10 protein-coding genes, 1 tRNA gene and 3 pseudogenes are annotated in these 13,841 nt (G+C 32.0%); all 14 read right to left on the bottom strand.

Translation table 11 applies throughout. The features are described from left to right. Positions 1–8: 8 nt before the first annotated feature. Complete coding sequence (locus tag HMPREF1252_RS04110) at positions 9–194, bottom strand: transposon-encoded TnpW family protein (protein ID WP_023059483.1); 186 nt, start codon at positions 192–194, stop codon at positions 9–11. Positions 195–303: 109 nt separating this feature from the next. Then, positions 304–1,302: an ORF6N domain-containing protein gene (locus HMPREF1252_RS04115; protein WP_023059478.1), complete on the bottom strand. Its 999-nt coding sequence runs from the start codon at positions 1,300–1,302 to the stop codon at positions 304–306. A 140-nt stretch (positions 1,303–1,442) separates the two neighbouring features. Further along, positions 1,443–1,728: pseudogene (locus HMPREF1252_RS10070) on the bottom strand (sigma-70 family RNA polymerase sigma factor); the annotation flags it as partial. A gap of 283 nt (positions 1,729–2,011) precedes the next feature. After that, positions 2,012–3,394, bottom strand: a complete 1,383-nt coding sequence (locus HMPREF1252_RS04125; RefSeq protein ID WP_023059497.1) for an MATE family efflux transporter — start codon at positions 3,392–3,394, stop codon at positions 2,012–2,014. A 1-nt stretch (position 3,395) separates the two neighbouring features. Next, on the bottom strand, positions 3,396–5,870 hold the full coding sequence (locus tag HMPREF1252_RS04130; protein WP_023059510.1) for a PEP/pyruvate-binding domain-containing protein: 2,475 nt from the start codon (positions 5,868–5,870) through the stop codon (positions 3,396–3,398). A 23-nt stretch (positions 5,871–5,893) separates the two neighbouring features. Further along, on the bottom strand, positions 5,894–6,490 hold the full coding sequence (locus tag HMPREF1252_RS04135; RefSeq protein WP_023059488.1) for a TetR/AcrR family transcriptional regulator: 597 nt from the start codon (positions 6,488–6,490) through the stop codon (positions 5,894–5,896). Between the two features lie 334 nt (positions 6,491–6,824). After that, a pseudogene (locus HMPREF1252_RS09535) lies at positions 6,825–7,334 on the bottom strand (recombinase family protein); the annotation flags it as partial. 189 nt (positions 7,335–7,523) lie between these two features. Then, on the bottom strand, positions 7,524–8,420 hold the full coding sequence (locus HMPREF1252_RS04145; protein WP_023059508.1) for an alpha/beta hydrolase: 897 nt from the start codon (positions 8,418–8,420) through the stop codon (positions 7,524–7,526). Between the two features lie 774 nt (positions 8,421–9,194). Further along, complete coding sequence (locus HMPREF1252_RS04155) at positions 9,195–10,166, bottom strand: hypothetical protein (protein WP_023059503.1); 972 nt, start codon at positions 10,164–10,166, stop codon at positions 9,195–9,197. Between the two features lie 110 nt (positions 10,167–10,276). Next, positions 10,277–10,510, bottom strand: coding sequence for a helix-turn-helix transcriptional regulator (locus tag HMPREF1252_RS04160; RefSeq protein ID WP_036746871.1), 234 nt, complete (start codon positions 10,508–10,510; stop codon positions 10,277–10,279). Positions 10,511–10,846: 336 nt separating this feature from the next. After that, positions 10,847–11,431: pseudogene (locus HMPREF1252_RS04165) on the bottom strand (type IV toxin-antitoxin system AbiEi family antitoxin domain-containing protein). 599 nt (positions 11,432–12,030) lie between these two features. Continuing rightward, complete coding sequence (locus tag HMPREF1252_RS04170) at positions 12,031–13,191, bottom strand: CaiB/BaiF CoA-transferase family protein (RefSeq protein WP_023059507.1); 1,161 nt, start codon at positions 13,189–13,191, stop codon at positions 12,031–12,033. Then, positions 13,188–13,652, bottom strand: a complete 465-nt coding sequence (locus tag HMPREF1252_RS09250; protein ID WP_023059486.1) for a rhodanese-like domain-containing protein — start codon at positions 13,650–13,652, stop codon at positions 13,188–13,190. The genes HMPREF1252_RS04170 and HMPREF1252_RS09250 overlap by 4 nt, the downstream gene beginning before the upstream one ends. Before the next feature lie 20 nt (positions 13,653–13,672). Beyond that, positions 13,673–13,748 (bottom strand) — tRNA-Arg (locus tag HMPREF1252_RS04180). Positions 13,749–13,841: the final 93 nt, after the last annotated feature.

Here is a 13,841-nt window from a genome sequence, read left to right on the forward strand (position 1 = left end):
AGGACTTTCTAATCATTTTTATGAGGTTTTTTATCCTTTTCTCGCTCCATTTCTCTAAGCAGTATCCTTTTCAATTTATCTTGCATGGTTTCAGTCGCATTTTCATTAAAATGGACTACAACCTCGTAAGTTGCCTTTCCTATCTTCTTTATGGTCTTTGTTCCTGTATTATGTTCATTTTTATTTTCGTGCATATTATTTTCCTCCTATTAGTTGCAATTAAAAAAGACGATAGAGTTTTATTTCTACCGCCTTTCGCAAGTCTTATAGCTATTCATTGAATAACGCTTTAGCATTTACATATTAAATTTTCAAATCCTTATTACTCAGCATTCCGCCAAACATCGTATGATACATATCCTTGGAAGATTCCTCTATCTTTGTAATACTTGATATTTTATTTCCTGCATCTTTTGATGAAGCTCCGCAAAGATAAAAGGCTTCACTGTCTGTTCCATAGTCAATAGCAATATATCTATCGTGATATTTTTTCCCTGCGACTTTCATCTTAAGATTGATATTAGGGTAATCTTTTCTAAAATCGTTTAGGATATTTTTTGTAAGCATATCCCTGTTTTTCACATTGTCGCTAAAGACTATAATTTCAACATTGTCTTTTGCAGCCCTTAACAATTCTAAGGTTTTCAAGCCTATATAGTTATCTATTACATAAATGCTTTTCTTTGCAGACTTATATATTTTGGTATAGGCAACATCTGCTTCAATCTTATCTCCGTTCATTAAAAGGAAATGCTTGTATGTGTCCGGATCTATAAAATTATCCATAACCTTTTTCAAATCTTCTTTTGTAGCCATTTGCGACTTTATTTCAGCTATATCCTTTGTGTTTTGATTTGTCTGTACTGCTATTTGTAATAATTCTTTCGAGGTGATAAAGTCTTGGTTTTCAACTATAAAATCTTTCATCTGCTTAAACATTCGTATTAAAGCCTTGCTTTGCTTGACAGCAAGTTCTCCTCTTAATACAGTCATCAGCATATAAATACCTTGTTCTGTAAAGGCATAAGGCATATATCTTCTACCGCCTGAACCTTCATCTGATTTTGAGGTCAAAAATTTTGACCTCAAAAATTCCCATTCATTTTTGGTAAGTTGAAATCTAAAATCTTCATCGAATTTTTCTATGTTATTCTTAACTTGCTGATTAAATGTTTTTGTTTCATACCCATATATTTCAGCAAGTTCAAAGTCAAGCATAACCTTTTGACCTCGTATATAGTAAATCTTGCTTTTCATTGTAGTTTCATCTATCACTACAATTTCTCTGTTTTCATCTGCCATGAAATGCACCTCCAACATTATCTAAATTCTTTTATATTTTTCTACTCCATCTTCAGCTTTTCCGATGTGTTCCACATTTTTTACAAGTCTCTTATTTACATTTTCATAAAACCATCTGCCAATCAATGCCGGCGGTGTTGCGATTAACTCTCTTTCTTCTTTTGTGAGAGTATTTAATGCTCTATGAAGTTCTTCAATTTGCATTTTTACTTCGAGAGTTTTTTCTAAGTCTATTTTTTTCATCTATGATGTTATCTACAAAGTGTCCGTCATAATCCAGCGCAAAAACTATATAACATTATGCTTCTAATCTTTTCTTTGGAGATACTTTTCATGCTCTGTTATCTTCCAGTAGGCTTTGTATACTTCTTCACTTACAGGTACGGCTTTGCCTTTTACATAAAGGTAATATTCTTTCTTATCCATTGTGTGTTCCTCCTTTTCCTGTTCTCTAATTTGTTTTTGCGAATAAAAAAGGAGGACTTCTACACTTTGGCGTAAAAAGTCCTCTCGGCTTAAAAACTAATGTTGTATATAATTTTCTATTTGGTCGTTTCTGGTAAAGTATTATTGCTATGTGTAAGCAATTCCAAGCATAAAAAAGGATAAATGTATCTTATATGAACAACCGAATTTAATGTTCCCATTATTTATCCCTCCATTGCTTAGTTACATATTTTTTCTCTCCTAAATAAATATTCTGTAAACCTTAAATATTATCTTTTTGAAGCTTATAACAAGTAAATTTCATTTTACAAACTATAAAAACAGCCAAAGCAAATGACAACACATCAGAAACAGGTTGCAATAAATATATTCCAAACTTCTCATATAAATTAGTAAGTAAATATAAAAGAGGGATGTAGAAAATACCTTGCCTTGAAATCGAAATTATCAACGACCAAAAATATTCACCTATGTTTTGCATCAACATACTACTTATCGCATAATAGGCTAACAACGGAATTGTTATACATTGCATTCTAAGTATTTGCACTCCTATAGAAATAACTTCACTATCTTTAGACATTGCAATAACGAAATGTTCCGAAAAAATATATAGCACCACTGCTGATATAATCAAAAATATAGTTCCAACAACAACTGTCAAATTAAATGCTGATCTAACTCTGCCATATTTTTTTGCACCATAATTCATTGCACAAATAGGTTGAAACCCTTGCCCCCATCCAATCATAATCATATAAGCTATGGCAACTATTCTTGAACTAACGGTTAAAGCTGCAATAATACTGTCACCAAAGTTTGCTGCAACTCTATTCAATAAAATGAGAGAAACACTTGTAATTGCTTGCCTTGAAAAGTTAGGCATTCCTCCTACAAGAATATGGTATATGCGTTCTTTACTACATTTGACATTTTTCAAAGAAACAGGAATATTACCATTTCCTTTTGCCAACATAGTAAGTGCAATACACGCAATTATTTGACCTGTCAAAGTTGCATATCCAGCTCCAACAAACCCACACTTGAATATAAACATAAATACAGGATCAAGAATCATATTGCTAAACATTCCTAAAAGTAAACCTATCATTCCATCTTTTACATTTCCACAAAGTCGTAATTGATTATAAATAGTAATTGAATACAGACTAAATGGAACGCTTATTATAATCACCTTTAAATACTGAGTAGTAAATTTAAATAAGTTAACAGAAGCATTCCCACCAATGAACTTTGTCAAGTCAGAAATAAAAATCCATGACATTATAACTATTAAAAATCCACTTATAATAGAAAATACTATTCCGATTGAAGAAATAATTATTGCCTCTTCCTCATCTTGTTCTCCAAGTTTTTTAGACATAATATTCCCACTGCCATATCCAAACCAAAAACCAATAGCCTGAATAATACTCACGAAGCTAAAAACAACACCAATAGCAGCTGTCATCGATTTATCATTTAAAAGTCCGACAAAAAATGTGTCTGTCAAATTATAAATAACCATAATCATCATACCAACAATTGTTGGAACAGACATTTTTACTATCAAAGGTAAAAGTGGTTCACTTAAAATTTTTTGCCTTCTCAATTCTTTTTGATCTATTTGATTTTTTGATTTCATATTAAAAGCCTTTGACCTCGCCGGTATTACCATCTACTTGTATGGTATCTCCATCTTTGAATTTGGTAGTTGCAAAACCAACTCCAAGAACTGCCGGTATATTATATTCTCTTGCAACAATTGCAGCATGGCTTAAAGCAGAACCTGTATCTGCCACAACAGCACTTGCCAGCTTAAATAATGGAGTCCACTCAGGATCTGTAAGATGACAAACTAATATATCTCCTTTTTTCATTTTATAAAATTCTTTGGGACTATTTATCAGGCACACCTTTCCAACTGCAATACCAGTGCTTCCGCTTACTCCTTTTAAGACATCACCATCCGTTTTAAAAATCAATAACTTTGAAGCTTCCCATACTTTCACTGCTAAAGGAAATTTTTCGTTTCTCCTATTTATTTTTTCCTTATCTGATTCATTTAAATTACCTCTGTTAATTGCTTTAAGTAATTCTTTATGAAAAAGATTAGCCACTCCTATTTCTATGTTTTCATCACCCAAGAGTATAAAGTTAATTCTTTTAACACACTTCCTAACATAATAAAATAGTGTTTCCCACAAATATTGACTTTCTTCACGAACCACATGAAAATATCTAAAATATTTTATCTGTTTTTCTATATCCTGATACTTTTTACCATAGATTCCCTCTATACTCTCCATAAGCTTAGAAAAATCCTTTATATCTTTACTTTCATTACTATTTTCATTTAATATAGGTCGTAATATATTTATCAGCCTATCAGGATCTTCGAGAAATGTTTTTGCAGATAAACAATAACAGTTATAATCAGATTTGAAGCCATTATCTTTCATAAACTCATCTGTTATATTCTTAAAATCATTATACTTTTTATATAATTCCTTAAAATTATCTCCGGAAATTATCGCTCTTTTTAAATCTTCATTTTTTCTTATCTCACAAGCCATTGTATAGACATCATTTGTAATCACCGATGTTTTATTATCTAAGTCCCAATAAAAATCAAACGATGAATAATTGCTATTTACTTTTTTTATTATTTTGGTAAATTTCTTGCTATTTAATACTGATGGAAATAAGGCATACTTAAATCTATCATAAGCAAGCTTTTGCAAAATAGCATAACTTTCTTCTAAAAAATTTCCACACTCCGTTAATGTCATATTTTCGAAATTTAAGTGCTTGATTTCTTCTATTTCAGCTTCATATATACTCATAAAATCTTTGCACTTTTTATAACAGAACTCAAAATTTTTCATGTTCTTTAAAATATTAAAAAATTTGAAAATATTCTTTCCAATTCGCTTTCCATCATCAGAAAAAGTTTGTATACCATCATCATCTATAATTGGATTTCTTGGTAAAATAATTCCACCTTCTGAAAAAATGTTTACTTTCTGATCATTGATTGCCATTAAATAATCGAAATCAAGGACTCTATGTGCAAAAGGCATTTTTTCTAAAAAGAATGACATTACTTCTCGTGTATCCTTTTTGATTTTTTTACCCTTTATATACTTCTCTATTAAATCATTGCCAGTTAGATCATTTCCGGAATTTTTTAATGTGGTAATCGCTCTCGCCTGTAAAATATATACAATATCATTTTTGATTGCCCATTCAATATCCATAGGCATACCATAGTGTTTTTCAATCTCTAAACCGCACTTCATAAGTTCAAGTATTTCTCTATCATTTAATGCACGAGTTTTTCTTTTATCAGAGTTTACCGATACTTCAACAGTTTCCTTATTCCCGTATATAATCTGAGTTTCCTTGCTTCCAATATTTACTTCGATTATATTTCCTGATTTATCAATAATGTAGCTATCCGCTGTAACTCTTCCGCTTACAACGCTTTCTCCTAATCCAAAGCTTGCATTTATTTGCATTTCATTTTCTTTTTTGTTTACTGGATTTACGGTAAATAAAACTCCTGATTTTTCACTCTCTATCATTTCTTGAATAACAACTGCAATAGAAACTGAAGTTTGATCATAACCTTGATGAAATCTATAACTTACAGCTCTATTTCCCCAAAGCGAAGCATAACAATTACGCACTGCATTCAATACACTTTCAATACCTTGAACATTTAAATAAGTTTCTTGTTGTCCTGCAAAACTGGCATCTGGCAAATCTTCTGCCGTTGCTGAAGAACGCACTGCAACTCTTGTATTATTTCCAAGATTAAAATATTTTTCTCTTATTGCATTCTCTAACCTTTCAGGAAATTTTCCAGACTTTATCTTTCCTCTAAAATGCTCAGCTTCATTTAGAAGTTTTCTTTCATCATCTACTGATTTTTTAATTCCATTTTCAATGAGAATATCAATCGCATTTACTTTTAAAAAATCTCTATATGCGTCTGCTGTTATAACAAATCCACTTGGGACATTTATTTTAGCAGAAGTCATTTCTCCAAGATTAGCACCCTTACCTCCAGCAACTAATACGTCTTCCTTTTTTATCTCATTAAAATCCAGAATCATTGCTATCACCTTCCCTTATACAATTAAATTTCTATATATTTAAAAACAATGCTTTGTATATAAATATTAAGCACTTCTTCAAAGGTATCTTTATTAAAATGGAAATAATTTGAACATAGAACGAAGCTGCCAACAAAAGCATTTGATAAGCCTTGCTTATCTACGCTTTTTACTGCATTATTTTTGTACCAATAATCTATTAACCTATCCAAAAAATCACCATATAGATTTTCTACTCTATTCACTTTCTTTGAATCTTGACTTGCAAATATTCTAAATGCCTCTTGATAAATTGGCTGAGTTTTAATTTTCTCAGTCATATCTATCGAATACTTATAAATTATCTCTGAAAGGAATTTTTTAGGATTCGTGAGTGAATTTGAAAATTCTCTTTCAATGTTTTCCAATTTTTGTATTGACCTATATGCCATTAAATCAATGATAAGAGATTCTTTGTCTTTCCAAAAATTATAGAAACTTCCTTGTGCTATCCCTACTCTTTTTGTCAATTCCGAAATACTAAGTGATTTTGTACCTTTATCATGAAATAAATCAAGAGCAGTTTCCATAATACTTTCTTTGATTTTTATCTTTTCTTCTTCTGTAAATGCCTTTGACATTTTTAACCTCCAAACTTCTCAAACCAATCTATGAATTTTTCATTTTTTATTCATAGATATTATAACGCCCACAAATTTAAAGGTCAATGAATATTTTATTTTATATTCATTGACTTTGGATATATTATTCAGTTAAAAAACTCTACATTTCACATAATGGTATCCCCACTCTTTTCAAACCCTTTAATTTCTCCTGTTTCTTCTGCTCTCTCCTTTCCTTATACCTTTCCTCATATTCTTGTTGTTTCCTATTTGCTTTTCGTTTCAGGTAATTTTGATGTAGCTTGTCCTTTCTTTCCTTTATTTTTCTTTCTTCTTCCTCAAGTTTTTATTTTTCTTCATCTTTGATATAGCCATAAGGTGGTGTGCTTGCCGTATGTTTTCTACTTTCCCCTTTTGACTTGAAAGTCGATTAGATTTTTCTTGATATATCTCTTGCATACCATTCGTTCATGATATTCCTAAAAGAGGTAAAATCATCTTCTCTGTAAAAACTATCTACATTGTCATTGATAGCGATTAGTCTTACGCCCTTTTGTCTTAGTATCTCCATACACCCGCCGACTTTGAGATAATCTTTGCCAAGTCTGCTCATATCTTTTACAATGATACAACCAATATTTCCTTGATTTGCTCCGTTCATCATTGCCATAAATCCCGGTCTGTCAAACTGTGTTCCGCTGATTCCGTCATCTGTAAAGTGAATGATGTTTGACAAATTATTTTTGCTTGCGTATTCTTCCAATATTTTTTTCTGATTGATGATAGAGTTACTCTCTCCTTGCAGTTCATCATCACGACTTAATCTCTCATAGAGTGCTGTTATCTTTTCAAAATTCCTCATTTTTATCCCTTTTCTCTTAATTTTTCAATAAAAAAAGAATTAAGAAGTACATATTTCACTAAAATAGTGATTAAGTGTTCTTCTTAATTCTATTACTCCCAGTCTAACCGGTTTTTTCCTAATTACAAAAAAAGACGATAGATTTCTACCGTCTTTTTTCCAATTAATTTTTAAAGTTTGGATATTATTCTATTTTAAAATCTCAATTATTTCTTCTTGAGCTGCCTTGCCTTCTGGAAAGAAGGTCAGAAGTGGATAGCAATGGCAGAGACCTTCGCCTAGGTGCATCTTGTAAGGCGCTTTGTACTTGTCGTAACTATCTGCAAATGAATTAGCAAAGGCATAGATTACTTCGTGAGTTCCATAATAAAAATGGGTCATTGGGAAGTTTGAAAAATCTCCTGCCGGTCCATAGATCATGTATTCAGGAATATCTTCTCCTTTTGTGGCGATATTTTCAACATTGTACAAGTAGTCCGGTGCGATTATCGCATCCTTGTCCCGCAAATCTTCCGCCATTTTCTTTTCTCTCTCTGTGCGAAAGACCGCTCCAGGGGACACGGCTACGATTAATTTAGGCATGGGCAAGTTGCCAACATCATTGTTATATAGAAGCACCCCCAACGCATTTACCGCTCCAGAAGAAAATCCTATAAAGGAAATATTCTCTTCTGAATAATATTTAAGCATATTTTCGTAGGTCTTGTAGAGAAATTCATAGGTCACCTTGATGGAGTTGTCTATGCAAAGCGGATAGTGGGAGAACCACACATCTTTCTTTGTTTCCTTTGCGAGCCTCTTTACAAATTGCAAATCTCTTTTGTCCGGGCAGGTTATATTTCCTCCACCATAAAGAAATAGAATGGCACTACCTGCTTTTTCTTCGTTATTTTTGACGACGAGATTCTTGTATCCGTCGATTTCTTCTACCTCATAGATAAAATCTTTGTCCGTCGGTACGGTAAATGGATGTTTTGCGTTCGTCTTTCTCGCGTAGTTTAAAATTTTATCTTCCGGAAGTAAGAATAGCTTCTTTGCTCCAGATAGTTTGACCAATGTTTCTGCGAACTTATATGTAAAACTCATACTACTTCCTCCCTTTAAACTTTGATAATTATTATTAAATAATTATATTGCAAAATTTTTTTATCGTCAATAATCTGTGTTTACCTTTAAGTTTCAGTCCAAAAAATTTATAAAAGAAAACCAAAGCGTGAAATATTTCACGCTTTGGTTTTTTCTACTAGCTAATATTTCAAATATTAACACTATACATTTCCTATTTTTATCCTACAGCTATTATCTGCCTCTATCATCTGTTCTTATATTCAAATTTGTTATAGCCATATCCTCATCTCCAATTTATCATCATTATTTTAGTGTTAAGTTTTGCCTAACCCTTTCTACTTTATGACTACTATCTATTATAAATCATGATGAATATACAAAAAGAGATCTGTAAACAGACCCCTTTTACATTTATTTGGGTAAATTTAACCTATAGACATATATATGCCCCTCATGTATATTAAATATTTTTCTTTCTGTTTGAATAGCAAGAAATGATTAATCAAATCCCCATCCTTATCAAACATGAAAACTTTCCCCAATTCTTTGAAATTATCAACATTTTTATTATCAATGTTTGTAAACGAATATTTATTATCTTCTCTCGTAATTTTTTTAATATCCGAATGACTCACCTTTATACTAAAGAGAGTATTAACTTTAGCAAAATCTTTTAAATTTGCTATGGTTTTAGCACTAACGCTATAATTTGATTGATATATTACTATAAAAATCGAACAAATTATCAATGAAAGAGATATTAATAATCTTTTATTTTGGGATCTATTCATTTTAGTTGAAATTTATAGCATTGTTAATGCCAGTTCTCATTAGCAATTTATTGTCATCAAAATCACTATGCTTATTAGTTTTTCCTTTTCTATAAGACTCATCTATATCTCCTACCAAGACTCTACCTTTTATTGTTTTGCCTGCTCTATAAGGATAAATAGAACCTACTTGTACTTCTTTATTCCAATGTACATTTGCAACGTATTCATATGAATTGAAACTATTTACCAAACTAGCAACACCAGTAGCTGTAGTATAAGTAGCAAAAATAGCACCAATTACTGTTGAAGGCCATGAAACTATTGTGGCAACAACTCCAATTGTTGTGCCTGCAGCAAACCACCAATTAAGATGTTTATAACATTCAAAATGCATACTTTCATATAACTTAGCATACTTTCCTTTTTCACTCAAACTATCAATAAGTTTATTTGAATAAGGTGATCCATAATACTCCGATAGCTTATTATCAATTCTTTTAGCTATTTCATAATCGGTAGTTCTAAGTTCACCTATTTTAAAATCACTAACTTTATATTCTTCTTTTAAATTAAGTTTTTCGAAAGATTGTCTAATATCTTGACTGATAAGTCTATAATTAGAGTTAAAAACATCTTTTTCTATAGTATTAAACATTTTATCAGTTGTTGCAGTATTAGAATCATCTTCATACACTTTTAGGATATCAGCTTTTTTATCTTTCAAATAAACTCGTGTTATTGAATCTTTGATTACATTTAACGTGTATTCTGGTGTATCTTTAAAATAATATTTAACACCATCTATTTCATCATAAGTTTCCCATATATCATTTTCTTCTAATTCAAATTCATGATTGAATTCTGATAACTTACTTTCATTCAAGTCATCTTTTTGGATTTGTTGAGATAAAGCAAAACTATTAACAGGATAAATAAAACACATTGATACAGAGATTATAATCGATAATATCCTTTTAACATTTTTTATCATTGTTAAAGATCCTCCTTATTTTTATTGTTTTACCACTATATTATAAACTTTGAAACGCCTATAATTTAACTGTCGCCATTCTTATACCTTTGTGGATTTAAATATGCCATTTAATTGCCTCCTATATCTTCATTACACTGCTCACACTCAAACCTATCAAAACCAAACAACGTATAAATACATGTATTTAGTTTGTCAGCAATCTCCAGCGCTACTGAAATCGTTGGTTGAGCTTCGCCTCGTTCTATAAGACTAATGTATTGTCTTGTTACGCTTAAATCATATGCTAATTCTTGTTGAGTTAATCCTTTTTCTTTCCTAATTTGTTTTATTCTATTTTCCAAAGTATTTTGAACCTACTTATCTAACATTCTTAATTTGACTTTATTGTAACATATTCTTTTTTATGATGCAATTATATTTGCAAAATTGTTAGAATTTATCGAAGTCTTCTTTTGTAGCTACTTCCTTGTATTTATATTCATCGTTATTCTTTTCTTGAAGCATATCATTTACAAGTCCAATTGTTAGTAGGAATATGTCAAGAAAAGAAAGACCAAGTTACACTGCAATTAATAGGAATAAGGGCGTAGTCATTGGTCTTTCTGTTTGTCTTACTATTTTTAGTAACTTCTTGCAAATTTAAATTTTTCTTCTCTGTCAGACTTCCTCGATATTAATCACGATAATACCTCCATGTATTTTCTAATTTCATCTTCTATTTTAAATAATCTACCGTATTTTATTAATCGTCTTAGGTTTTTATTTTGTGATTTAAAGTATCTTTTTATTACTTCTGTGAAAATTTGCTTATCTATTTTTTCTATGTAAATTATGATATCGCAAACCGTTCTTTCAATATCATAAACTGGTATGAGATTGCCTTGCGGTGATTTTATTTCTGTCTTTCCTATTTCTTATAAATCTTTTTTTACATAGTGAACTTGTAGATCTTCGTACCTATTTTTGATATGGCTGGCATTGTAGCCTTGGGGTACAGATATATGAAATACATTTGGATTTCTATCGGATAGGTCGTGGAGGTAGATGGCTGTTTGATGGGAAAATATAATTCGATTACTATTGGATGATATTAAGACAAAATCGTCTATTACTTTTCCTTTTAATTGATATAGACCTGGTCTTAATCTCTCCAATTGTCCACTCTTTGTTAATTCTGATAAATTATGCCTAGTATATCCAAGTTCTTCTGCTCCTTTGTTGGTAATCACTAAATTTTCTTGTATATATTCTTTATTACTGATGTATCTATTTAACTTTATTCTTTTTGTATCTTAACCTTAATAGATGAATACGTCATTCCTTGTATTCCATCAAGTCACAGTGCATCCTTTTCAAATATTACAATAAATATTGTTCCTCCCTTCGCTACATTTCCATTACAGAAACTTCCTCGCTACTATGGATTCTGCTGACTTCTCATAGTTCGTTGTTACTACTGTGTCGTCTATGAGACCTCACGGGATAAGTCCTAATACTTTCATCGTTTACTTGCAGAATCTATGCTTTGGGTTTACGGTTACCTTTTGTCCCTTTGCTATCTGTTACTAGCTTGCCCACCTGTTATGCCTTATATTCTGTTTCTGTTCGTCAAGCCACGATTTCGCTACCCGTTCTTCTCTCCTAGATGTCGCCATCTAAAACTTGCAAGTCGCTATTAGATTCGTCGGTAACTACACTCTGTAGGGATTTTCACCCCAGCATTAGAACATGCCCGTCATACCCAAAAAACTGCCACAATTGTAGCAGTTTAATTTTATTAGATTTCTATTTAATCTCTTCTTATTACTTCTACCCTATATCCGTCTGGGCATGTTACGAAGTAGTATCTTGGTTTTTTTCCTTATTTAAATACGTCTCTTTCTTCCATTTCTTTTATTTCTTCGTCGGTGTAGTTAAGTGATTTCAATATCTTTTCTGTGTCTATACCGATTTCTTTACCTGGATGATCGTAGATGGCAGGTGTTTTGGAAAGTTTTATTGGGTTTGCAAATTGTTTGTTCGTTGTATTTTTAACTTTGAACTCGATTACCATTCCCCTGCCCTTTGTATGTGGATCTTCTAACACTTCTTTTAAGTTCAAGACTCCTTCTACGCAGGCATCTAGTCCGTTAAAGATATCCATCCATTCTTTAAAAGTCTTTTCTTTTATTCTACTTTTGATTTCTTCTTTTATAGAAGCGTCGTAGGCGGATTTATCTTTTAGATCTTCTCTATCTATTGCCTTTGTAAATATTTGCCAAAACTTAGGTTCAAGACTTCCCACTGAGATAAATCTATCGTCCTTTGTTCTGTAGAAATCATAGCAAGAGCCTCCATTTAAGAAATCTCCCTCCAGAGTTGGAAGTTCTCCTCCTCCCAAGTATACATTTCCGTATAGAGAGTTAAGTGGGATGAGTCCATCCATCATGGAGATGTCGATGTATTGTCCCTTGCCTGTTTTATTTTTATAATTTAGAGCAAGAAGTATTCCTATGACTGCGTTACTTGCACCACTTGCAAGGTCTCCTAGCTGGGTTGAGTATAGCACTGGTCCTTCTTCTTTTCTGCCTGAAGACGCCAAGATTCCTGACTTAGCCAAGAAATTTATATCGTGACCTGCTCTATTTGCCATAGGTCCATCCTGTCCGTATCCAGTGATGGAGCAGTAGATTATTTCTGGGTTCACTTCTTTTATATCTTCGTAGGAAAGTCCCAAGGATTTCATCACACCTGGACGAAATTGTTCTACCACTACATCCGCATCTTTTGCAAGCTCTTTTACTATTTCCACCGCTTCCTTGGATTTTAAATTAAGCGATATGGTGGATTTATTTCTGTTTAACCAGAGTTGATTCTGTGATATCCCTTCTACTTTTGGTTCTGCTTCCAAAACTAAATCGTGTTTGGATTTTGAGCTTATTTTTATAACTTCTGCTCCAAAATCTGCAAGCACCATGGTTGCATATGGTCCTGGCAAAAGAGTTGTGAAGTCTAGAACCTTTACATTTTCCAGTGCTTTCAATTTATCTTTTCTCCTTCGTATTCGTCGATGCTTCCTAGACTGTGAACATTTGTGTATCCTAGCTTAGTTAATGCTTTTGCACCTTTGTCTGAGTCTTCCTTAGTTCCTGAGTAGACGTAGATATTTTGTTCTTTGTCCAGTAGATTTGTTTGGCTTAGCTCTTCTATTTTTTCAAATGGAATGGAGATTGCCCCTTCAATATGACCTTCGTTATAGCTATCCATGTCCCTTAGGTCAACTATTATCATGGAGATATCTTCTAGAAGATATTCTTTTAGGTCGTTGATATTCTTTTCGTCAACGGCTATATCTTCATCTTCGTTTTCTGGATTTTCTTTTTCTTCTACTATGGTATTTTTATTTGTATCTTTGTTTTCGCTTATATTTTTGTAAAATAAGTATCCTAAGAATCCTAGTGCTGCAATAAGTATTACTATCAATATGTTTTTTAGTGCTTTCATCTTTTCCTCCTTGTGTTTATTGGAGCGCCTAAGAGGGATTGAACCTCCGACTTTCAGTTTCGGAAACTGACGCTCTATCCACTGAGCTATAGGCGCTTATAAAAAAAACGGGCGTAAAACCCGTTTAATTCTCTTAGTCAAGAAGTTTTGAAACAACTCCTGATGCTACTGTTCTTCCACCTTCACGGA

It is taken from the genome of Peptoniphilus sp. BV3AC2 (genome assembly GCF_000478945.1).
GTDB classification, from domain to species: domain Bacteria; phylum Bacillota; class Clostridia; order Tissierellales; family Peptoniphilaceae; genus Peptoniphilus_B; species Peptoniphilus_B duerdenii.